This is a genomic window from Amycolatopsis sp. 195334CR (assembly GCF_017309385.1).
Lineage (GTDB): Bacteria > Actinomycetota > Actinomycetes > Mycobacteriales > Pseudonocardiaceae > Amycolatopsis.
The window spans coordinates 4489829-4509584 of record NZ_JAFJMJ010000001.1; the positions used below are offsets into that span (position 1 = coordinate 4489829).

General features: G+C 70.7%; 18 protein-coding genes, 2 tRNA genes and 1 pseudogene. 12 read left to right on the forward strand and 9 right to left on the reverse strand.

The genetic code is table 11. The features are described 5' to 3' along the window. Positions 1 to 11 precede the first annotated feature (11 nt). The 4 genes from JYK18_RS20995 (at position 12) to JYK18_RS21010 (ending at position 4340) form a co-directional block, all read left to right on the forward strand. On the forward strand, positions 12 to 1418 hold the full coding sequence (locus JYK18_RS20995) for a type IV secretory system conjugative DNA transfer family protein (RefSeq protein WP_242579304.1): 1407 nt from the start codon (positions 12 to 14) through the stop codon (positions 1416 to 1418). Then, positions 1415 to 3010, forward strand: a complete 1596-nt coding sequence (locus JYK18_RS21000) for a replication initiator (RefSeq protein ID WP_206803635.1) — start codon at positions 1415 to 1417, stop codon at positions 3008 to 3010. The genes JYK18_RS20995 and JYK18_RS21000 overlap by 4 nt, the downstream gene beginning before the upstream one ends. Positions 3011 to 3024: 14 nt before the next feature. Further along, positions 3025 to 3219: a helix-turn-helix domain-containing protein gene (locus JYK18_RS21005; protein ID WP_206803636.1), complete on the forward strand. Its 195-nt coding sequence runs from the start codon at positions 3025 to 3027 to the stop codon at positions 3217 to 3219. A 203-nt stretch (positions 3220 to 3422) separates the two neighbouring features. Next, complete coding sequence (locus JYK18_RS21010; RefSeq protein WP_307795972.1) at positions 3423 to 4340, forward strand: tyrosine-type recombinase/integrase; 918 nt, start codon at positions 3423 to 3425, stop codon at positions 4338 to 4340. A gap of 90 nt (positions 4341 to 4430) precedes the next feature. On the opposite strand, the gene JYK18_RS21015 is transcribed toward JYK18_RS21010, so the two are convergent. After that, positions 4431 to 4504: transfer RNA gene (locus tag JYK18_RS21015), tRNA-Gly, on the reverse strand. 84 nt (positions 4505 to 4588) lie between these two features. Between JYK18_RS21015 and JYK18_RS21020 the strand changes: the two genes are divergently transcribed. Both JYK18_RS21020 and JYK18_RS21025 read left to right on the forward strand, forming a co-directional pair. After that, positions 4589 to 4662, forward strand: a tRNA-Pro gene (locus JYK18_RS21020). 67 nt (positions 4663 to 4729) lie between these two features. After that, entirely contained in the window at positions 4730 to 5209 is a 480-nt protein-coding gene (locus JYK18_RS21025; protein WP_206803638.1) for a hypothetical protein, read from the forward strand. Positions 5210 to 5215: 6 nt separating this feature from the next. Here JYK18_RS21025 and JYK18_RS21030 read toward each other — a convergent pair whose 3' ends face one another. The 4 genes from JYK18_RS21030 to JYK18_RS21045 all read right to left on the reverse strand — a co-directional run bounded on the left by JYK18_RS21030 (position 5216) and on the right by JYK18_RS21045 (position 8451). Continuing rightward, entirely contained in the window at positions 5216 to 5764 is a 549-nt protein-coding gene (locus JYK18_RS21030) for a hypothetical protein (RefSeq protein ID WP_206803639.1), read from the reverse strand. Positions 5765 to 5851: 87 nt separating this feature from the next. Beyond that, entirely contained in the window at positions 5852 to 6004 is a 153-nt protein-coding gene (locus JYK18_RS21035) for a hypothetical protein (RefSeq protein WP_206803640.1), read from the reverse strand. A 4-nt stretch (positions 6005 to 6008) separates the two neighbouring features. Continuing rightward, a complete protein-coding gene (locus JYK18_RS21040) occupies positions 6009 to 7445 on the reverse strand; it encodes a serine/threonine-protein kinase (protein ID WP_307795973.1) in 1437 nt (478 codons plus the stop codon). An 88-nt stretch (positions 7446 to 7533) separates the two neighbouring features. Further along, positions 7534 to 8451, reverse strand: coding sequence for an AraC family transcriptional regulator (locus tag JYK18_RS21045; RefSeq protein WP_206803641.1), 918 nt, complete (start codon positions 8449 to 8451; stop codon positions 7534 to 7536). Positions 8452 to 8538: 87 nt separating this feature from the next. Here JYK18_RS21045 and JYK18_RS21050 point away from each other — a divergent pair, with 87 nt between their 5' ends. From JYK18_RS21050 to JYK18_RS21065, 3 genes and pseudogenes are all read left to right on the forward strand, one after another. After that, complete coding sequence (locus JYK18_RS21050) at positions 8539 to 8967, forward strand: nitroreductase family deazaflavin-dependent oxidoreductase (RefSeq protein WP_206803642.1); 429 nt, start codon at positions 8539 to 8541, stop codon at positions 8965 to 8967. Positions 8968 to 9018: 51 nt separating this feature from the next. After that, positions 9019 to 9688 (forward strand): annotated as a pseudogene (locus JYK18_RS21055) (alpha/beta hydrolase fold domain-containing protein); the annotation flags it as partial. Positions 9689 to 9825: 137 nt separating this feature from the next. Beyond that, on the forward strand, positions 9826 to 10704 hold the full coding sequence (locus JYK18_RS21065) for an RNA polymerase subunit sigma-70 (RefSeq protein WP_206803644.1): 879 nt from the start codon (positions 9826 to 9828) through the stop codon (positions 10702 to 10704). Here JYK18_RS21065 and argS read toward each other — a convergent pair. Next, complete coding sequence (argS, locus tag JYK18_RS21070; RefSeq protein ID WP_307795974.1) at positions 10672 to 12384, reverse strand: arginine--tRNA ligase; 1713 nt, start codon at positions 12382 to 12384, stop codon at positions 10672 to 10674. The genes JYK18_RS21065 and argS overlap by 33 nt on opposite strands. 220 nt (positions 12385 to 12604) lie before the next feature. Here argS and JYK18_RS21075 point away from each other — a divergent pair, with 220 nt between their 5' ends. After that, on the forward strand, positions 12605 to 13183 hold the full coding sequence (locus JYK18_RS21075; protein ID WP_307795975.1) for a hypothetical protein: 579 nt from the start codon (positions 12605 to 12607) through the stop codon (positions 13181 to 13183). On the opposite strand, the gene JYK18_RS21080 is transcribed toward JYK18_RS21075, so the two are convergent. Beyond that, on the reverse strand, positions 13180 to 13569 hold the full coding sequence (locus JYK18_RS21080) for a VOC family protein (protein WP_206803646.1): 390 nt from the start codon (positions 13567 to 13569) through the stop codon (positions 13180 to 13182). The two genes, JYK18_RS21075 and JYK18_RS21080, sit on opposite strands and share 4 nt — an antisense overlap. 64 nt (positions 13570 to 13633) lie before the next feature. On the opposite strand from JYK18_RS21080, the gene JYK18_RS21085 reads away from it, so the two are divergent. Beyond that, positions 13634 to 15154 carry an amidohydrolase family protein gene (locus JYK18_RS21085; RefSeq protein WP_206803647.1) on the forward strand — a complete coding sequence of 507 codons (1521 nt, stop codon included), beginning with the start codon at positions 13634 to 13636 and terminating at the stop codon, positions 15152 to 15154. A 212-nt stretch (positions 15155 to 15366) separates the two neighbouring features. Beyond that, complete coding sequence (locus JYK18_RS21090; RefSeq protein ID WP_206803648.1) at positions 15367 to 16365, forward strand: autoinducer 2 ABC transporter substrate-binding protein; 999 nt, start codon at positions 15367 to 15369, stop codon at positions 16363 to 16365. On the opposite strand, the gene JYK18_RS21095 is transcribed toward JYK18_RS21090, so the two are convergent. After that, positions 16362 to 17804 carry a hypothetical protein gene (locus JYK18_RS21095; RefSeq protein ID WP_206803649.1) on the reverse strand — a complete coding sequence of 481 codons (1443 nt, stop codon included), beginning with the start codon at positions 17802 to 17804 and terminating at the stop codon, positions 16362 to 16364. The genes JYK18_RS21090 and JYK18_RS21095 overlap by 4 nt on opposite strands. Next, positions 17801 to 19642, reverse strand: coding sequence for a dynamin family protein (locus JYK18_RS21100; protein WP_206803650.1), 1842 nt, complete (start codon positions 19640 to 19642; stop codon positions 17801 to 17803). The genes JYK18_RS21095 and JYK18_RS21100 overlap by 4 nt, the downstream gene beginning before the upstream one ends. Positions 19643 to 19756: the final 114 nt, after the last annotated feature.

A 19756-nucleotide genomic window follows, 5' to 3' on the forward strand; every position in this document is an offset into this window, starting at 1 on the left:
CGTGGTGGACGATGTTGCCCAACGGGGTCAAGCTGGTGCTGTCGCCGGTGATCCTGGCGTGGCTGGTGTGCTGGGTGCTGTTCCAGCTCGGCCGGGTGGTGGTGCGGTACCCGCTGCTGGTTGCGGTGGCGGTCCTGGCCGGTGTGCTGGACGCCGAACTCGGGCATTGGGGTCTGGGGATTGTGGCGGCCGGTGTGGTGCTGCTGCTGGTGTTGTGGTGGTGGCTGCACCGGGACTCGTTCCGGCGAGTGGTGCTGCCGCAGCCGCGCACGGAGTATCGCCGGTTCGCGGTGTATGCCTGTCAGTGGCGCACGGTGATGCGGCTGACCGACTTGGCCAAGACCAGCCGTGGCAAGGAGTTCCGGCCCAAGCTCGGGCATCTGCGCTCGGAGGGCTGGCGCGACCGGGTCCGCGTGAAGATGATCAAGGGGCAGGCGCCGGAGCAGTGGGAGCTGCGGGCCTCAGGGCTGGCGCACTCGTTCAACGCCACGGGGTGCCGGGTGCGGGTGCGCAAACCGGGCCGTCTGGAACTGGACTTCCTGCACCACGATCCGCTGAGCAAGCCGGTCCTGGTCCCTGCGTTGGGTGCCGAAGTGGACCTCAAGCGGCTCCCGGTCGGCCGGACGGAGACGGGCAAGCCGTGGCGGTTGCGGCTGCTCGGGACTCACGTGCTGACGGTCGGGGCGACCGGTGCGGGCAAGGGGTCGCTGTTGTGGTCGGTGGTGTGGGCGTTGGCTCCGCTGATCCGCGCTGGTTCGGTGCGTCTGGTGGGCATCGACCCCAAGGGCGGCATGGAGTTGGGCCAGGCCCCGGAGGTCTTCGACCGGGTGGTGTTCGACAACGGAACCGACGCGGTGGAGCTGCTGGAAGAGATCGCGGCCACAGTGAAGGAACGCGCCACCCGCTACCGGGGACGCCTGCGCTCCTGGACTCCTGCGACCGGTGACCCGTTCCTGTTGCTGGTGGTCGATGAGCTGGCGGACGTGATCGCCTACCAGTCGGACAAGCAACTGCGGGAGCGGGCGTCGCGGGCGGTGCAGACCATCACCAGCCAGGGCCGCGCCCCGGGTGTATGCGTGCTGGGGCTGCTCCAGGACCCGCGCAAGGAGATCGTGTCCTTCCGGCACCTGTTCTCCACCCGCATCGCGATGCGCCTCGATGAACACACGCAGGTGGACATGGTGCTCGGTGACGGGGTCCGGGCGCGCGGTGCTGCGGCGCATGAGATCTCCGAGCAGACCCCGGGCGTGGCGTGGGCCAAAGAGGACGGTCGTCGGGAACCGCTGCGGGCCCGGGCCTTCCACGTGACCGACGGCGACTTGGACGAGCTGGTCGAGTACGTCACCGGTCGGGCGGTGCGGCGGGCTGAGGTGCTGCCGTTCCCGGGCCGGGACGCCGAGGGTGGTGCTGCGGCATGACCCGGGCGGAGCGGATGGCGTTGCCGTTGTCGGCGGAGGTCATCAAGGCCACGGCGGAGAAGCACGGCGTGTGCGTGCGGCCGTTCACGATGGAGGTCGGAGACCCGGACACGGGCGAGCTGAAGTATGTGCCGGTGCCGTGTGGGTCGACGGTGGAGAGCGTGTGCCTGCCGTGTGCACGCAAGGCTAAGGCGCTGCGTCAGGTCCAGTGCCGCGAGGGCTGGCACCTCACCGAGGAACCCGACTTCACCTCGGCGCCACCGAGCAAGGAACAGACCGAACTGATGGAGTTCCGCGCTGACCTGGTCCAGGCGTACCAGCACAACCGGGACAACGAACTGGAGGCCGAAGAGCTGCGAGAGGAGATTCGCTCGGTAGACCAGGAACTTCGGCAACTCGGGATGCGGGGTCGGCTGCCGGTGCTGGACCCGCCGGCCAAGGCAGGCGTGAAGCGCTCGACCAAACGGCGCCAGGACGCGCCGAACCTGCCTCGGCGGCGGGTGGCCAAGACGACGGTGGGCCGGGAGTTCGCCGGGAAGTACCGGCCCTCGATGTTCGTCACGCTCACGTGCGACACCTACGGGCGGGTGCGGGAGGACGGCTCACCGGTCGATCCGGACGCCTATGACTACCGGCGGGCAGCTCGGGACGCGGTGCACTTTGCCGCGCTGGTGGATCGGTGGTGGCAGAACCTGCGCCGCGTGGTCGGCTTCGACGCGCAGTACTTCGCGACCGTGGAGCCGCAGAAGCGCACGGCGCCGCATCTGCACGCGGCAATCCGCGGTTCGATTCCGCACGAGGTCGTACGGCAGGTCACCGAGGCCACGTATCACCAGGTGTGGTGGCCCAACCACGACCGAATCGTCTACGGCGACCGGATGCCGCTGTGGGACCCCCACGCCAAGGCGTTCGTGGACCCGAAGACCCTGGAGCCACTGACCACCTGGGATGAGGCGCTGGAAGAGGTCGAGCATCCGGCGCACGTGGTGATGTTCGGCCGTCAGGTGCACTCCAAGGGCATCCTCGGCGGCTCGGAGGAAGCCGGGCGGCACATCGGGTATCTGACCAAGTACCTCACCAAGTCCACCGGTGAGGTCGTGGAGGCCAGCACGGCCAGGCAGCGGGATCACCATGACCGGCTGCACGCGGAACTGTCGATCACGCCGTGTTCGCCCCGGTGCGCGGTATGGCTGCTCTACGGTGTCCAGCCGCAGGGCGTGACCTCGAAGACGATTCCGGGCCACTGCAAGGGGCGGGCGCATCGGCGGACCACGCTCGGGTTGCCGGGACGGCGGGTGCTGGTCTCGCGCAAGTGGTCGGGCAAGTCGCTGGCCGATCACCGCGCCGACCGCAAGACCTTCGTCCGGGACATGCTCGCCGGGGTCGGGATCGAGAAGCCCGAAAAGGACACCTCGCGGCTGATCTGGCGCAAGGTCGACTCGTCGGACCGTGACGTGCCACCTCGGGCTCATCTGCTCATGCACGCCATTTCGGAGCGCATCTCCTGGCGGGCCGAGTACGACCGGGCGCTACTCGCGGCGCAGGGACCGCCGGGCGATCCAGAAACTTCGGCAATTCCGCAGGCTGCCTGATCGGAGGGGGAGAGATGGAGAGCAAGTACCTGAACGTGACGCAGGCGGCGACCTACCTCGGGACCTCGGTGCGGTTCATCCGGCGGCTGATCGCGGAGCGGCGGATCGCGTTCCACAAGGTCGGTGCGCACGTTCGGATCGCGGTCGGTGATCTGGAGACGTTCGTGCAGGCGGGCCGAGTGGAGGCCATCACGAGGAGCGTGGCGTGATGGCGAACCAGAAGGGGCATCGGAGGTTCGGAAGCACGCGGAAGCTGCCTTCTGGTCGGTACCAGGCGCGGTACCTCGGACCGGACAACTTGGTGCACCCCGCGCCGAGGACCTTTGCGACGAAACGGGATGCCGAGCAATGGTTGTCCGTTGTGGAGTCGGAGATCATCAGCGGAGATTGGCTCGATCCTGAGTTGGGGAAGGTGTCCTTTTCGGACTACGGAGCGGCGTGGATTCGCGAGCGCAAGGTGTCGCGGCGGGTTCGGGAGGAACATGCGAGCATCTGGCGCAACCACGTCGAACCGTTCCTCGGGCGGCACCACGTGAACCGGGTGACTCCGGAGATCATCCGCCGGTGGCGTTCGAACTTGCTGGACTCGGGGCGGTCGGAGGATCGGACGGCCAAGGCGTACCGGCTGGTGCGCTCGATGTTCACCACGGCGGTGGACGACGGCCGGATCAAGCGCAACCCGTGCCGGATCAAGGGGGCCGACCAGCACCGGACCCCGGAGCGCCCGCACGCCTCGATCGATGAGGTGTACGCCCTGGCGGGTGTCATGCCGGAGCGGTACCGGTTCCTCGTGCTGCTGGCGGCGTTCTCCGGCCTGCGCTGGGGTGAGCTGGTCGCCCTCCAGCGGCGGGACTTCAATGTCAAGGCGATGACGGTCCGGGTGGCTCGGCGGGCGTCGCAGGCACAGGACGGGGAGATCAGCATCGGACCGACCAAATCCGCGGCTGGTGTCCGGACCGTGGCGCTTCCGGCGTTCCTGTCCGGCGAACTGGTCAAGCACCTCGACGCGTACGCCGAGGCTGGGCCGGGTGGGCTGGTGTTCGTCGGCAAGGCCGGTGGCATCCTGCGCCGGGGCAACTTCCACCGGGAGACGAAGTGGACGGCGATCGTGGTGGTGGCTGGCCTGCCCAAGGGCTTCCACTTCCACGACCTGCGGCACACCGGCAACCAGCTGGCGGCCGAGGCCGGAGCCACCACGCGGGAGCTGATGCAGCGGATGGGGCAGAGCACGGTCCGGGCGGCGCTGATCTACCAGCACGCGACCAGCGCGCGTGATCGACAGATCGCCGAGGAACTGAACGCGCGGGTTCAGAAGCAGCGTCGGAGCTAATGGCACGCTAATGGCACGGACGACGAAAGCGGCGGTCTCCCTGGAGTCGGGAGGCCGCCGCTTCGTGGTGTCTGACCTGCGGTAATGCGCTGGAGCGGGCGACGGGAATCGAACCCGCGTAGCCAGTTTGGAAGACTGGGGCTCTACCATTGAGCTACGCCCGCGTGCTCCCGGAGGACCGGGTGCACAGGCAGCTTACCGGTTGCCGCTAAGCTGGGTGCAAGCCACCCGGGGGTGGCCTGGTTCTACGGGATGTGGCGCAGCTTGGTAGCGCATCCGCTTTGGGAGCGGAGGGTCGCAGGTTCAAATCCTGTCATCCCGACAAGCAGTGGTCGTCGACCGCAACGCGGGAGACGTCTTGGCCGCGCCGGGCGGCGGATCATCGCGGCATGCGCAGAATCCTCGCCTTGCTGACCGCGGTCGCGGCGACGCTGGTCCTGTCTGCCACGCCCGCGGCCGCCGGGACGGTGTCCGTCGACTACGTCTGCAACGGCGGCTCGATCGTCTCCTTCCCCGCGACCTACCTGACCACGATCACCGCGCCGGCGTCGGTGTCCCAGGGTGACACCGCGACCGTGCGCATCGAGTACACCGGCGTGGTGCCCTGGCACTCGGACACCGCGGCCGGCACCTACACCGGCCAGGGCGGGTTCAAGCTCGGCGGCGCGGCGACCGGCTTGGTCCAGGCGCCCTGGCTGTCCAACCCGGCGATCCGCGCCGGCGAGGTGATGCGCTTCACCGGCGCGAGCGCGCAGGTCACCTTCCCGAACAAGGGGCAGGTCACCTTCACGCCCGACCGCTTCTTCTACCGCGCGGGCTGCATCCTCCGGAACACGGCGAGCGTCGCCGCCACCACGAACGTGCTCTGAGCCGGGTCAACCCCGGATGGCCAGCAAGCGGCGCGGCGGGTGGTAGTCGTATTCGTAGTTCGGGTCGCGGAAGCCCAGGCAGAGGGCGAACGGAGCGTCGCCGAATTCTCGTTGCAGAGAACGCCAGTTGCGCGCGAGGTATTCGGTGGCCGCCCAGGTCGTGTCTCCCCGTCGGCCCAGGCAGAACACCACGGTCGTGCCGCGTGCGGTGTCGTGGACCTTCTCGACGATCGCCAGGTCCAGGGAATCCGAGGTGATGCGCCGGCCGAGGTCCGCGCCGCTGAGCACCTGCGCGTACCGCTCGTCGGTGTCCGGCTCTTCGACGGAGATCCGCAGGCTCACCAGGTTCTCCCGCAGGTACATCCGGCGGATGCTGTTGCGGGGCGCCGCGCCGACCACGACGAGGTTGCCGCTCAGTTCGGGGAACTGCTCGGGGTCGTCGCCGGGTGCCGGGCTCACGGTGTTGCGGAAGTCGTAGCGGTGGCGCCCGAGGTAGATCGCGTCGACCAGACCGCGGACCAGGTCCGGGAGGCGGAACGACGCCGAGCCGAACAACCGGGTGATCGCCTCGGCGGCCCGCAGTTCGTGCAGGGAAATGGCGTAACCGCGCGGGCGGGAACTCGTCGCCGTGGTCCACAGGTTCTACAGGCAGACGACCAACTGCTGATTCGTGTGCAGGCCGAAGAAACCGCGGAAGCGCCGCTGCGCGATCCGCGCCATCGCCGCCACGGCGAAGCCCAAGCCGAGCCAGAACAGAATGTTCGCTATGACGTTCGTGGCGATGTCCAGCAGCACTGGATCATGATCCCCTCGGTGACTGAGTGGGTGAGCGCAGCCTGGCCGCGACCGCCGCTGTGGTGGTGGTGAGGAGGCAGCCGATGACGGTCAGGCCGACCGCGGTGCCGTTCGCCTTGTGGAAGCTGAAGACAAAATGGAGCTGGTGCGCGAATGTCTCGCCTCGCAGTAGCGGGGAGACGAAGACTGCCACGAAGAGCAACGCGCTGAGACCGCACAACGTCCATGCGCCCGCGGGCATTCGTGCGAAGATGAGCGCCGCGGTGGCCGCCAGGCACAGGGCCGCGGCGAAACCGCCGAGGATGTTGGTCCACGTCAGGCCCATCCACTCGCTGGGCGGGCCGCCGAGCTGGATGTTGACGATGGCGAACCAGACCTGCATGGCCGCCGTGGCCAGGCCGAGGGAACCGGCGATGGCCGCAGCGGGGGCGTTCGCCCTGGGCCGCTGGGGAAACGAGGCTCCGGCACCCTGCGGGACGGCCATGCGCGGCCGGCCGCCCGGAGGGGCGTTCCACGCGACCGGCTGTGGCTGGGTCGTCTGGACCACCGTCTCGGCCCCCGGCGAGACGAGCGCGGTGACCCGCTCGCGCTGCGCGGTGATCATCCCGTGCACCGCCTCCGGCCACGGCCGCACCGACGGCGCCAGCGAGCCGACCAGCTCCAGGATCCGGGCCGGCGTCGGCCGCGCGGCGGGGTCCTTGGCCAGGCACGCCGCGACGATCGGGCGCAGCCGTCCGGGCACCTTGGCGAGGTCGGGTTCGCCGGACACCACGTTGTTCAGCGTCTGCAGGGTCGACGATCCGGCGAACGGACTCACCCCCGAACGCGCCACGGCCAGCACGATGCCCAACGAGAACACGTCGCTGGCCGGACCCAGTTCACCGCCTTCGGCCTGCTCGGGCGACGCGAATCCCGGCGAGCCCACCAGCCATCCCGTGCGCGTCAGGTCGCCGCGCCCACCGTCGGCGTCGGCGGCGCGGGCGATGCCGAAATCGACCACGCGCGGCCCGTCCTCGGCCAGTAAAACGTTGGCGGGCTTGAGATCCCGGTGCACCACGCCCGCCGCGTGGATGCCCGCCAACGCGGTCGCCAGCCCGGCCGCGAGCCGCAGGGCGGCCTGTTCCGGCAAGGGGCCCGTCGCCTCCAGGGCTTCCTTCAGCGAAGGGCCCACCACGAACACCGACGCCAGCCACGGCACCGCGGCGTGCGGGTCGGCGTCCACGACCGCGGCGGTGTAGGCGCCCGAAACGGTGCGGGACGCGGAAACCTCGCGAGCGAACCGCGCGCGGAACCCCTCGTCCTCCACGATGCCCGACAGCACCTGCTTGACCGCGACCAGCCGCCCGTCCGGCCCCGAAGCCAGCAGCACCCGGCCCATTCCGCCGCGCCCCAGCTCGGCGAGCACCCGGTACGGGCCCACCACATCCGCCGCCAACCCCACACACACGCCTCCGCGGACCACTTTCCGGCAAACCGCGGCGAGCCTAGCCGCGAGCGATGAAACTCCGATGAAATCCCCGCGGCCGCCCTCAAGAAGCGCGCGTCGCGGCGCGGAATTGGCCTGGGGCCTGGGAACGCGACCGGCGGAAGGCGCGGCTGAACGCGTAGACCGAGGTGTAACCGACCGAGCGCGCGATGGCGTCGAGGGTGTCGTCCGTGTCGCGCAGCCGGACCGCGGCCAGGTCCATGCGCCACCGCGTCAGGTAGTCGGCGGGGGCGGCGCCGGTCACCGCGCGGAACCGCCGGGTCAGCGTGCTGCGCGAGATCGTCAGCTCGGTGGCGAGGGACTCGGTGGTCCACGCCCGTGCCGGTTCCTGGTGCAGTTTGGCCAGCGCGACGCTGATCACCGGATCGGTCAGCACGCTGAGCCACGTCCCGCGCGATTCGTCCGGGCGTTGCGCCAGCCAGACCCGGAGCAACTGCACCAGCAGGATGTCGACCAGCCGATTGAGCACGAACGTCGTCGCGACCTGCGGGTACGCCAGTTCCCTCGACAGCAGCCGGACGGTGTCGTCGAGGCAGGTGCCGCCGTTGTCGGCCCGGATGTGCAGCACCCGCGGCAGCGTGGCCATGACCTGCGTCGACACCGTGGGGTCGTATTCGTAACTGGCGCCGAGGATGTGCGTCTGCACCTCGTCCGCGCCCAGTCGCAGCACACTGCCGTGGGCCATGGCCTCGTCACAACGCGGGCACGACGGGGTCGGCAGGCCGGGAGCGCTGCTCAGCGCGTGCGGGGTCCCGCCCGGCAGCAGGACGACGTCACCGGGCATGAGCTGCCGGGGTTCGTGCTCGCGCAGGCTCAGCCACGCCGTGCCCGAGGTGATGGCGTAGAACGCCGCGGCGCCCATGACCTGCCACGACATCCCCCAGGTGCCGCCGGCCTCGATGCGCGCACCCGCCGTGCCGCGCACGCCGCCGACCGCCAGCACGTCCGCCAAGAGGTCCATGACACCGATGCTAGTGCGACAATCGGATATGTTTCTGACCGATCCAGCTATCGATCAGGGCACCGAAGATCGCCTAGGCTCGGGGACATGACCGACACGATCGACTTCGACGAGATGAACCGGAAGGTCATCGCCGAGTTCCGGGAGACCGGGGGCAAGGCCGGCGGGATCTTCGAGGGCATGCCACTGGTCCTCGTGCACCACATCGGTGCCAAGACCGGGACCGCGCGCATCGCCCCGCTGGTTCCCCTGGTCGACGGGGACCGGCTCTACATCTTCGCCAGCAAGGGCGGCAGCCCCGAGAACCCCGCTTGGTACCACAACCTGGTGGCCAACCCGAAGGTGGAAGTCGAATACGGCACCGAGCGCTTCCCCGTGAACGCGCGGGTGCTCACCGGCACCGAACGGGACGAGGTGTACGCCAAGCAGGTCGCCGTGCAGCCCCAGTTCGGCGAGTACCAGCAGAAGACCGATCGGCTCATCCCGGTGATCGAGCTGGAGCGCATCGACCGCTGACCACCGATTCCTTTCCGGTGCGGCCGGGGTCTATCCGTCATGAGCGAAACGATGGAGGACCCCAACCGCGCGTTGTGGGAGTCGTGGGCACGCGGAGCGCAGGACCCGGCCTGGGAGACGCTGACCGCCGAACCCGAGGCCGTCGAAACCGCCGAGGCCCAGGCCGGGGCGTGGCTGCGGCCACGCGACGCCCCGGCCGGGCCGGTGGTCCTGGCGATCCACGGTGGTGGATTCGTAGGCGGATCGGTGTCCACGCACCGCCGGATGTTCGGCCATCTCGCCCGCGCCGCCGGGGTGAACGTGTTCGCCGTCGAGTACGGCCTCGTGCCCGAGCACGTGTTCCCCAGTCAGCTCGACACCGTGACGGCCGCCTACCGGTGGCTGCTCGGCACCGGCGCCGGTCCGATCGGCGTGGTCGCTGACTCCTGCGGTGCGCTGCTGGCGCTCGGCCTCGCGATCCGCGCGCGGGAGGATGGGCTGCCGATGCCGTCCTCGTTGCTGCTGATGTCGGCGTGGACCGATCTCGACGCTGAAGGCGCTTCGTACGACACGGGCAGCGACCCGTACTTCACCAGGGAAATGGTCCGCGGGCTCGCGGCGGGTTACCTGGCCGGGGCTGACTCGCGCAACCCGCTGGCGGCGCCACTGCACGCCGACCTGCCTCCAGGCCGGTGCCGAGGAAGCGCTGCTGGACGATAGCAGGCGGCTGGCGCAGCGGCTGCGGGACGCGGGCGTCGAGGTGCAGTTGGAGGAGTACCCGGACCAGGTGCACACCTTCCAGATGACCGCCGGCCGGACCACCGCGGCCGACGACGCGATCGGTAAGGCGGGGGCGTGGCTGCGGTCGACACTGGTCCGGTGACGGATTTCGAGCGGGTGGCGGCGCCACTGCGCGGTGAGCTCCTGGCGCACGGCTATCGGATGCTCGGGTCGTGGCACGAGGCCGAGGACGCGGTCCAGGAGACCTTTCTCCGCGGGTGGCGCGCCTGGGACGCCTTCGAGGACCGTTCCTCGGTGCGGACGTGGTTGCACCGCATCGTCACGAACGTGTGCCTGAACGCCGCCAGGGACCGCGGCCGGCGCGCGCTGCCCTCGGGCATCGGGGCGCCGTCGGAAAACCAGGGCGTGCTGCCCGCGGAGGCGTCGATCGAGCCGTTCCCCGGCGACCGCGCCGATCTGAGGCTGGCGCTGGTCGCCGCGATGCAGACGCTGCCGCCGAGCCAACGGGCGGTGTTGCTGCTGCGGGACGTGCTGGCGTTCCCGGCCGCCGAGGTCGCCGAGATGATGGGCACGTCCGTCGCGGCGGTGAAGAGCAGCCTGCAACGTGCCCGCGCCAGGTTGGCCGACGTCGACCTCGGGCTTGACGACGTCGTCGAGCCCAGCTCCCCGCAGGCGCGGCGGCTGCTCGACGCGTACGTGACCGCGTTCGAGATGGCGGATGTCACCGCCTTGACGACCGTGCTCCGTGCGGACGCGACGCTGGAGCTGGTGCCGGACCGGACGTGGTTCGCGGGCAAGGCGGACTGCGCCGGGGTGTTCGCCGCGGCGGTGGGGAGCCCTGGCGACTGGCGGATGGACCGCGTGGTCGTCAACGGCCAGCCGGGCGCCCTCGCGTACCTGCGCGGGCAGCCGTTCGGCGTCGCGGTGCTCGACGTCCGCCGGGACGGCATCGCCGGAGTGACCGTCTTCGGCGGCATCGCTGATTCAGAGGCGTTCCGGGGCGGCGATGCCCAGTAGGCCCAGGCCGTGTTCGAGGGTGCGGGCGGTGAGCCGGCACAGGGCGAGGCGGTTGGTGCGCGTGGGTTCGGCGGCCTTGAGCACGGGACAGGCTTCGTAGAACGTGGTGAACGCGCGCGCCAGGGCGTAGAGGTAGCCGCAGAGGCGGTGTGGTTCGAGCGTGGTGCCGACGTCGACGAGGGTGCTGGCGTAGGCGTCCAGCTCCAGGGCCAGCGTCCGTTCCGGTGGAGTGAGCGGGACGGACGCGTCTACCACCGGCTCGGTGTCGCCCGCGTTGCGCAGGATGGACCTGATGCGGGCGTGGGCGTACTGGAGGTAGACCCCGGTGTTGCCGGTGAGGGCCACCATGCGGTCGACGTCGAAGGTGTAGTCCCTGAGCCGCGACGTCGACAGGTCGGCGTACTTGACGGCGCCGATCCCGGCCTGCTCGGCGATGCGGTCCAACTCGGCGGGTGCGCGTTCGGGGTTCTTCTCCGCCACGACGGCGCGTGCGCGGGCGACGGCGTCGTCGAGCAGGTCCATCAGCCGGACGGTGCCGCCCGCCCGGGTCTTGAACGGACGCCCGTCCGAGCCGAGAACGGTGCCGTACGGCACGTGCGCGGCCTCGATCCCGCCGGTCAGCCACCCCGCGCGGCGGGCGGCTTCGAAGATCAGCCGGAAGTGCAGTGCCTGCCGGGAATCCGTGACGTAGAGCAGGCGGTCCGCCGCGAGGTCGTGGATGCGGTAGCGGATCGTGGCCAGGTCGGTGGTGTCGTAGCCGTAGCCCCCGTCGCGCTTGCGGAGCATGAGCGGGACGGGGTTGCCGTCCGGGCCGGTTACCTCGGTTGAGAAGACGACCAACGCGCCTTCGCTTTCGACCGCGATTCCGGCTTCGCGCAACGCTTCCACGGTTTCGGCGAGCAGGGGGTTGTAGAAGGACTCGCCGACGGAGTCTTCGGGTGTGAGGAGCACGCCGAGCCGGTCGTAGATGACGCGGAACGCCTTCTCGGATACGGCGACGATCTCACGCCAGCGGGCCACTGTGTCGGCGTCACCTGATTGGAGCGCGACAACGCGCGCCCGCGAACGGTCCGCGAACGCCTCGTCCGACTCGAACTCCGCGCGTGCGGCCCGATAGGTGTCGTCCAATGTGGACTCGGTGGACGGGTGCTCGTCGAGGTACTGGATGAGCATGCCGAACTGCGTGCCCCAGTCGCCGAGGTGGTTCTGGCGGACCACCTCCGCGCCGAGGAAGCCGAGCAGGCGGGCGAGGCAGTCACCGATGATCGTCGTGCGCAGGTGCCCGACGTGCATTTCCTTGGCGATGTTGGGCGCCGAATAGTCGACCACCGTCCGGCGGCCCAGTTCCGGGGTGCCGATGCCGAGCCGCGGGCTCGCCAGCCGTGCGGAGATCTGGTGCCACACCGACGAATCGGACAGTGTGAGGTTCAGAAAGCCTGGCCCGGAAAGCGCGGTTTCGTCGATCAATGAAGCAACCATCGCGTCACGCACTTCAGCGGCGAGTTCGCGAGGTGCGGCGCCGACCCGCTTCGCGAGTGCGAGGGCGGCGTTGGCCTGGAAATCGGCGTGCTCGGAGCGGCTCACCACGGGGTCGGCACCGGCCAGCTCGGGTCGCGCCCGGCCGATCGCGGCCGTGATGGTGGTGGCGACCTGGTCCAGCAGTGGCGATACCTCGTGCACGGCGGCCCTTCCCTTCGTGGTGGTTGGCACCATTGTTCCGGCCGCCGCCAGCGGTTTTCCGGGATTCAAGATCCGCACAAGGTTTGTTCCAGGGGGTGCCCGGCAGACTGACCGGTGTACGAAGTGCTTGGCCGAGGGGGAAGGCGGGGTGGTCGCGCCGGGAGCGCGGCCACCCCGCCCCGTTTCGACAGTCACTCGATCAGGTGAGAGACTGCCGCCTGTGACCCAAGCCACGCTGCACATGCACCAGAAGGTCACCTTCGCGGTGAACCGCTACCAGATCTTCGCCGACCAGGGTGGGGAGCCCGGTCAGTTGATCGCGTTCGTCGAGCAGAAACGGCTGAAGTTCAAGGAAGAGGTGACGATCTACACCGACTCCACCAAGAGCACCGTGCTGGCCAGGTTCAAGGCCCGCAAGGTGATCGACCTCGGCAGCGGCTACGACGTCACCGACGCCGCCGGCCGCTCGATCGGGCTCTTCCGCAAGGACTTCGGCAAATCGCTGGTCAACTCCACCTGGCACCTCGACCCGCCCGGCGGGCCGACCGTCACCGGCCGTGAGCGCAACGGGGGCATCGCCGTGCTGCGGCGGCTGTGGAACGTGCTGCCGATCATCGAGAACATCCCGTTCCCGTTCCGCTACCACTTCGACTTCGCCGCCGACGGCAGGCAGGTTTTCAGCGTGGACAAGAAAACCTGGCTGCGCGACCACTACCGGATCGACATCGAGGACGCGGCGATCGACCAGCGGCTGGTGATCGCCCAGGCCGTCGCGGTGGACGCGCTGCAGGCCCGCTAGGGCACCACCTCACCGATCCCGAGCATGTTGCCCTCGCTGTCGCGGAACCACACGGCCCGCTCGCCCCGGCCCCTGCTCGGGTAGTACCCGTCGATCTCCATGATCCCGTCGACGGTGCCCTCGTACTCCTCGAACACGACGCCGCGGTCGCGCAACGCCGCGACCGTGGCGTCGAGGTCGTCGACGGAGAACGACATCTGGGTGAACGAGCCGTCGGCGGCACCGGCCGAGGCGAACAGGCAGAACACCCCGGAAGCGCCTTCGTAACGCAGGCCGCCCTCACGCTCTTCGGCCGGTTCCAGCCCGAGCTTCTCCGCATACCAGCGTCGTGCCCGGTCCAGGTCCTGGGTGGGGAGGCGGGTTTCGATCCGCGCGTCGCTCAGCATTCGCACGATGCTAGGCGGGCGAGTAGGTTCGGGCCCGCGAACGGCGAAACTGGGGAGTTTGGAAATGGCCGAAAGCAACCGAAGAGCGTTCCTGTCGTGGTTGTCCCGCAGCGGGCTGGTGCTCACCGCCGCCGGGGTGCCGGGACTGGCCGGGGTGGAGCGGGCGGCGGCCGCCGAGGTGCTGGTACTGGTCAACGCGACGCTGATCGACGGGACCGGCGCCGCGCCGGTGCCGGAGGCCACGATCGTGGTCGCCGGTGACCGGATCGCCGCCGCGGGACGGCCGCGCGTGCCGCTGCCCGCCGGCGTCCGGGTGCTCGACCTGCGGGGCAAGTACGTGCTGCCGGGACTCTGGGACATGCACGCCCACACCCCGGCGCCGGCCGCGCTGCCGAACGTCGAGCAGCTCGTCCTGCCCGCCTACGTGGCCAACGGCGTCACCTCGGTGCGGGAGATGTGGGGCCAGCCGCACCTTCCGGAGCTCCGCGACCGCATCGAACGCGGTGAGCTGGTCGGGCCGCGCATGGTGATCGCGTCCAACATGGTCGACGGGCCGCGGTCGTTCCTCGATCCCGAACCGGTCAGGGTGAGCACGCCCGCCGAAGCCAGCGCCGCGGTCCGGCGGGCCAAACAGGACGGCGCCGACCTGGTGAAGGTGTACTCGCTGCTGAGCGCGGAGGCCTTCGCGGCGGCCACCGCCGAGGGCCGCCGGATCGGCATCCCGGTCGCCGGGCACGTGCCCGAGCTGGCCCGGTCCGACAGCGCGGCGGCGTTGTCGATGAGCACCCAGGAGCACCTGTTCGGGCTCTACTTCGACGTCTCGTCGGAGGAGGAGCGGCTGCGCGAGGTGCTGGCGAAGACCCAGTTCCAGCCGGACCCGCTGACCTGGTGGGCCGGGGTGCGCACGACGCTGGAACCGGAGGCGCTGCGGTACTACGACCCGGTGCGCGCGGCCGACGTGTTCGGCGCGCTGGCGGCCAACGGTGTCGCGCTCGACGCCACGCTCACCGGCGCGCGCCTGTGGTGGCTGCCGCCCGAGTCGTTCCACGGTGATCCACGGACGAAGTACCTGCCCGGCTGGGTTCGCGAGGACTGGGACGCTTTCCTCGGCGGGCCTTGGGATCCGGCGCGGATCGAGGCGGGCCGCGAGTTCTACGCCGCGACGCAGCGCCTGCTCGCCGAAGCCGCGGGTGCGGGCGTGCCGATCACCGCGGGCACGGACTGCGGCATCGGGATCCCCTACGACTTCCCGGGATTCGGGCTGCACGACGAACTCGCGCTGATGGTCGAGGGCGGGGTCACCCCGATGCGGGCGATCCAGGCGGCCACCGGGGACGCCGCGCGTGCCGCCGGGCGCGAGCGCGTCAGCGGCACGATCGCGCCCGGCAAATACGCGGATCTTGTTGTGCTGGAAGATGATCCGCTCACGGACATCACCAACACCAGGCGCATCGACGCGGTCGTCAGCCGGGGGCGGTTGATCGACCGCGCGGCCCGTGAGCGCCTGCTCGCGGAGATCGAAGCCGTGGCCGCGCGGACCCCGAGACCGGGCACCAGCGCCACGCGGTGCTGCCCGGGGCCCTAGCCGGTACTCCGGACGGGGGTGAGCCCGGTCACGTCCGGAGCCCGGCCCGTTCGCGGCGGTGTGAGCCCGTCCGCGTACACTCCGTGTTCGCGCACGCCCGGATCGGCGATCGCCAACCCTGATCAGAACGCGGCGATTTGGTTACTCGCCCGCAACCCACGTGGTGGACGTTCGTTCTGTCCTGCGCGTGCGCCCGACGAAAGGATCCACCGATGAGGCTGCCGAGACGGCTCGCCGTGATCGCGGCCTGCCTGCTCCTGGCCGCGTGTGGCGCCGAGCCGGCCCCCGAGCCGCCCGCCAGGCCCATCGAGGTCGCCTTCGTGCCCAAGGTGCAGTCCATCGCCTACTTCGACGCGATGAACGAGGGCGGCAGGCGCGCCGCGCAGGTGCTCGGCGTGAACTGGACCTACCGCGGCCCGCTCACCGCGGACGCCGCCGAGCAGGCCGCCATCGTGCGCGAGTTCATCGGCCGCGGGGTGAACGTGGTGGTGGTCGCCCCCAACGACCCCGACTCCATCGCCCCGGTGGTGGCCGAGGCCAAGGCCAAGGGCATCCGGGTGCTGACCACCGACACCGACGCCCCCAACTCCGGCCGCGAACTCTTCGTCAACCAGGCGGGCGCGGAGAGCGTCGGCCGGGCGCTGACCGACGCGCTGATGCAGAAGACCGCGGGCACCGGGCAGTACGCGATCGTGTCCTGCGGCCCGGCCGCGGCCAACCTCAACGCCTGGATCGCCGTGCAGAAGGCGTACACCGCGCAGAACTACCCCAACGCGCAGATCGTCGACATCGTCTACGTCGGCGAGGACCAGAACGCCGCGGCCGCCAAGGCCAAGGAGCTGATGACCACCCACCCCCAGCTCACCGGGCTGGTCGGCGAGTGCACCACCTCCGCGCCGGGCGTGGCGAAGGCGGTCCGCGAAGCCGGGCGCATCGGCCAGGTCTTCACCGTGGGCGTCGGCACCCCGCAGACGATGAAGGAGTACCTGCGCGACGGCTCGTCGTCGGCGTCGGTGCTGTGGGACGTGGAGAACCTGGGCTACCTGACGGCGTGGGCGGCGAAGCAGGCCGCCGACGGCAAGGTCCCCGAGTCGATGAACAACGTCAGCCCGGAGCTGCCCGCGGTGCGCTACACCGCCGCCGACAAGACCCTCGTGCTCGGCGACCCCTTGTTGATCACCAACGACAACGTGGACCAGTTCGACTACTAGGCATAGGCCGGGTCTCGCGCGAGCATCGCCTCGCAGCTGCGCAGGACCACTTCGGCGGCTCGCCGGGCGGCGCCGCTCAGCGCCGGGTTGACCGCCTGCTCGCGCCAGTGCCAGAGCGCGTCCTGGATGGCCTCCTGCAACTCGGCCGGGGAGACCTCCTCCTCGATGCCGAGGCGTTCCAGCAGGCCGACGCCCTGGCCCCCGGTCAGCCGGATGGCGTCCTCGGCCAGGTCCTCGGGCAGCTCGGTCCGGCCACCGCGCAGGGCCGCGAGCACGCGCAGCTCGTTGAACGCGTGCGCTCCTGAGACCAGCCGGTCCAGTTCGGCGGCCAGCTGCTCGCTGCCCGGCCGGGGTTCGCGGCGCAGCAACACCTCCAGACCGAGCAGGGCCGCGCGTGCCTTCAGCACGTCCTCCCGCGCGCTGAACTGCTGCGCGACCGCGTCCCGCAGTTCACCGAGCCCGCTGCGCTGCACCAGCTGCCCGGCCAGCGCGGGCACGGTGTTCGCGCCACGGCGGATCAGCGTGGTCGCCAGCCGCAGGCCGAACAGCCCGAAGCGGCCGAGCAGCCATTCGCGGGCACCAGGCTTCAACGGCAGTGGCGCGTCGGCGCGGATGAACCGGTCCGCCGAGAGCAGCCTGCTCTCCAGATCCGGCCGCGGCACCTGGGCCAGCGCGGAAAGCGCGGCGAACTCCGGTTCGCTCAGCGTGCGGCCCGCGCTCGCCACCAGCCCGGCGACCGCGACCACGTCCTGGCACAGGTCCTGCACCTCGTCGGTCCGGCGGTAGCGGCGGGCGACCTGGCGGGCGGAGATCAGCGCGTCCACCCGGCCCGCGCCCAGTTCGTCGGCCTTGGCCAGCACCACCATCGCGTGCACCGGCGGCGCCCAGCCGCTCGGCGGGCCGTGCAGCGCGCGCAGGGCGCCCAACTCGGGGCCGTGCGGCCGCCGCACCAGGTACAGCACGGCGTCGGCGTCGGTCAGCCCGCCGGCCAGCGCCTGCGGGCCCGCCTCGGGGTCCAGCGCGGGCGTGTCCATCAGCACCAGGTCGCGGAGCTGGCGGCTGGGCCAGTCGACCACCAGCCGGTCCACCTGCTGCCCGCCCAGCGGGGCCAGGTCCACGCGCAGCCGCCGCTCGGTGCGCTCGGCACCCATCTCCCACGGCGCGGCCCCACCCGGCGGGTAGGCCAGCGCGCGCGGCGCCGACCCGCCCTGGTACCAGGTCACCACCTGGCGGTCGCCGATCTTCAGCGGCGCCACCTCGTCCCCGGCCAGCGCGTTGAGCAGGCTGGACTTGCCGGTGCCCGCCGGCCCGACCACGGCCAGCCGCAGCGGTTCGGCGAAGCGCGCCAGGTGCCGGTCCAGCCAGCTGGTCGCGCGGGCGCTGTCCTGGTAGAGCGAGAGCGCGCGCTGCAGCAGTTCGCCGGCGGCCTCGGCGATCACGCGATCAGCCCGCGCGGGGAACTGGGCGCGATCTTCGCCGCCGCCATCGCCTTGACCCGCTGGCGGATCGCGGCCAGCTCGTTCACCGCGGTCCTGATCTCCTGCGCGCGCTGCTTGCGCCGCGCGGCCTCGGTGTCGATCACCTGCTTGATCGCCTTGGCCGAGGCGGAGATCTCCTGGCGCTGTTGCTGGGCGTAGGCGGTGAACCGGTCGCGCAGGGCGCGCTGCAACAGCCGCGCGGCGTCCTTGCTCTCCTTGCCGTAGGCCAGGAAGAAGTCGTCGACGTGGCGTTGCGCGGCGGTCTTCGCGGTGGCCTGCCGCCGCTTGAGCCGGTTGCCGCGTTCCTCGAACACGCTCTTCGCACCGAACGCGGCACCGGCACCCAGCGAGATCGGGTTGATCAGCGGCATCCCGGCCACCGTGGTCGCCAGGCCGAACATCAGCAGGCCGGTGTACGACCCGCGCATGCCGACGAACAGCTTCTGGCCGACGGTGAACCGCTCCACGCGGGGCTTGCGCATCCCGCTCGCGTGGTCCGGCGGGGCGTCCGCGACCAGCAGCTCGTGCAGCAGGTCCTGGTCACCCGGCGCGACCTGGCGGGCCAGTTTGTGCGCGATCCAGTCGAACCGCTCCAGCAGCCAGTTGAAGTTCGTCTCGGCGACGGTGGCCAGGTTGTCCTGGAGCCAGTCCTCGAAGGTGTCCCAGTCGCGCGAGGGGTCGGCGGCGTCGAAGTACTCGTCCACGTCGCGCAGGATCTGCCGGGTGCGGTCGCGCAGGTCGTACTCGAGGTCCGCGATCAGGTCGGCGATCTCGTCGCCGAGCAGCGTCTGCCAGCGCGCGGAGTCCTGCTGGAGCTGCTCCAGCTTGCGGCCGGCGGCCTGCCAGCGGGCGACCACCTCCGGCGCGTCGCCGCGCTGGGTGGTGGCGAACTCCTCGTGCAGCGGCGGCACCAGCTGGTCCACCGTCATCCCGGCGAGCGCCGCCACCGACCGGGTGTGCAGCACGTCGACCTGGTCCAGCCACTCGTGCTTGAGCCGGTGCATCAGCTCCTCGAAACCGGATTCGGCGTTGAGGTCGCGGTCGCCCGCCTTCGCCGCGGCCAGCCGCAATGCGGCCGAGACCGGCACCACGGTGGCGCTCACCCCGGCCTTGGCCAGGCGCGCGCGGTTGCGCTCGGCCACCACCCGCCAGCCGGGCACGATGTCGATCTTGGTCAGCGCCACCATCACCGTCGGGCACACCCTGGCCACCTGGCCGAGCAGCTCCAGCTCGCTCGGCGAGAACTCGCTCGTCGCGTCGGTGGCCATCAGCACCGCGTCGGCCTGGAGGATCTCCGAAAGCGCGTTCGCCGTGCGGGCGGCGTCCCCGGCGGGCGGGGTGTCGATCAGCACCAGGCCGGTGGCCAGCAGGGCGCGCGGCAGGCCGATGTGCGCGCGGGCGATCTCGGTGCCCGGCTGCGCGGCCTCGCGGTTGGCGTCGGCGGTCACCGAGTCCACCGCGGCGGGCACCAGCTGGTTCGACGGCCCGCTCTCGATCATCCGGTCGTTGCGCTCGGCCGCGTTGAGCACCACCGCCGCGGTCGGCGCCTCGGCGTACTCGACCACCGCGGGCACGGTGGTGGTCAGATCGTCGCCGGTGGCGCACACCGGCGCGTTGACCAGCGCGTTCACCAGCTGGCTCTTGCCCTGCCCGGTCTCGCCGATGACCAGGATCCGCAGCTTCGGGTCGATCAGCTGCGCGCGTCTTTCACGCAGGCGACGGAGCAGATCCGGGGTCCCGTGCGCGGCGCAGGCCCGGATGGTGTCGTCCATCAGCTGGAGCCAGGGCGGAGCCATCACCCGAAGGAGTGTGCCGTGTCCGAATCGAAATGCAAAAGTGGCCCGGCCCGTTCAGGTGAACGGACCGGGCCACGGGGAGGCGACCGCCGAGCGGGTGTAGCTGGCGCGGGCTCG

Excerpts from the sequence above, each read along its gene's own strand:
- JYK18_RS21005 (WP_206803636.1), top strand. The coding sequence starts at position 3,025 with ATGGAGAGCAAGTACCTGAACGTGACGCAGGCGGCGACCTACCTCGGG.
- JYK18_RS21085 (WP_206803647.1), top strand. The coding sequence starts at position 13,634 with ATGGCCGAAAGCAACCGAAGAGCGTTCCTGTCGTGGTTGTCCCGCAGC.
- JYK18_RS21090 (WP_206803648.1), top strand. The coding sequence starts at position 15,367 with ATGAGGCTGCCGAGACGGCTCGCCGTGATCGCGGCCTGCCTGCTCCTG.
- JYK18_RS21000 (WP_206803635.1), top strand. The coding sequence starts at position 1,415 with ATGACCCGGGCGGAGCGGATGGCGTTGCCGTTGTCGGCGGAGGTCATC.
- JYK18_RS20995 (WP_242579304.1), top strand. The coding sequence starts at position 12 with ATGTTGCCCAACGGGGTCAAGCTGGTGCTGTCGCCGGTGATCCTGGCG.
- JYK18_RS21050 (WP_206803642.1), top strand. The coding sequence starts at position 8,539 with ATGACCGACACGATCGACTTCGACGAGATGAACCGGAAGGTCATCGCC.
- JYK18_RS21080 (WP_206803646.1), bottom strand. The coding sequence starts at position 13,569 with ATGCTGAGCGACGCGCGGATCGAAACCCGCCTCCCCACCCAGGACCTG.
- JYK18_RS21025 (WP_206803638.1), top strand. The coding sequence starts at position 4,730 with ATGCGCAGAATCCTCGCCTTGCTGACCGCGGTCGCGGCGACGCTGGTC.
- JYK18_RS21045 (WP_206803641.1), bottom strand. The coding sequence starts at position 8,451 with ATGGACCTCTTGGCGGACGTGCTGGCGGTCGGCGGCGTGCGCGGCACG.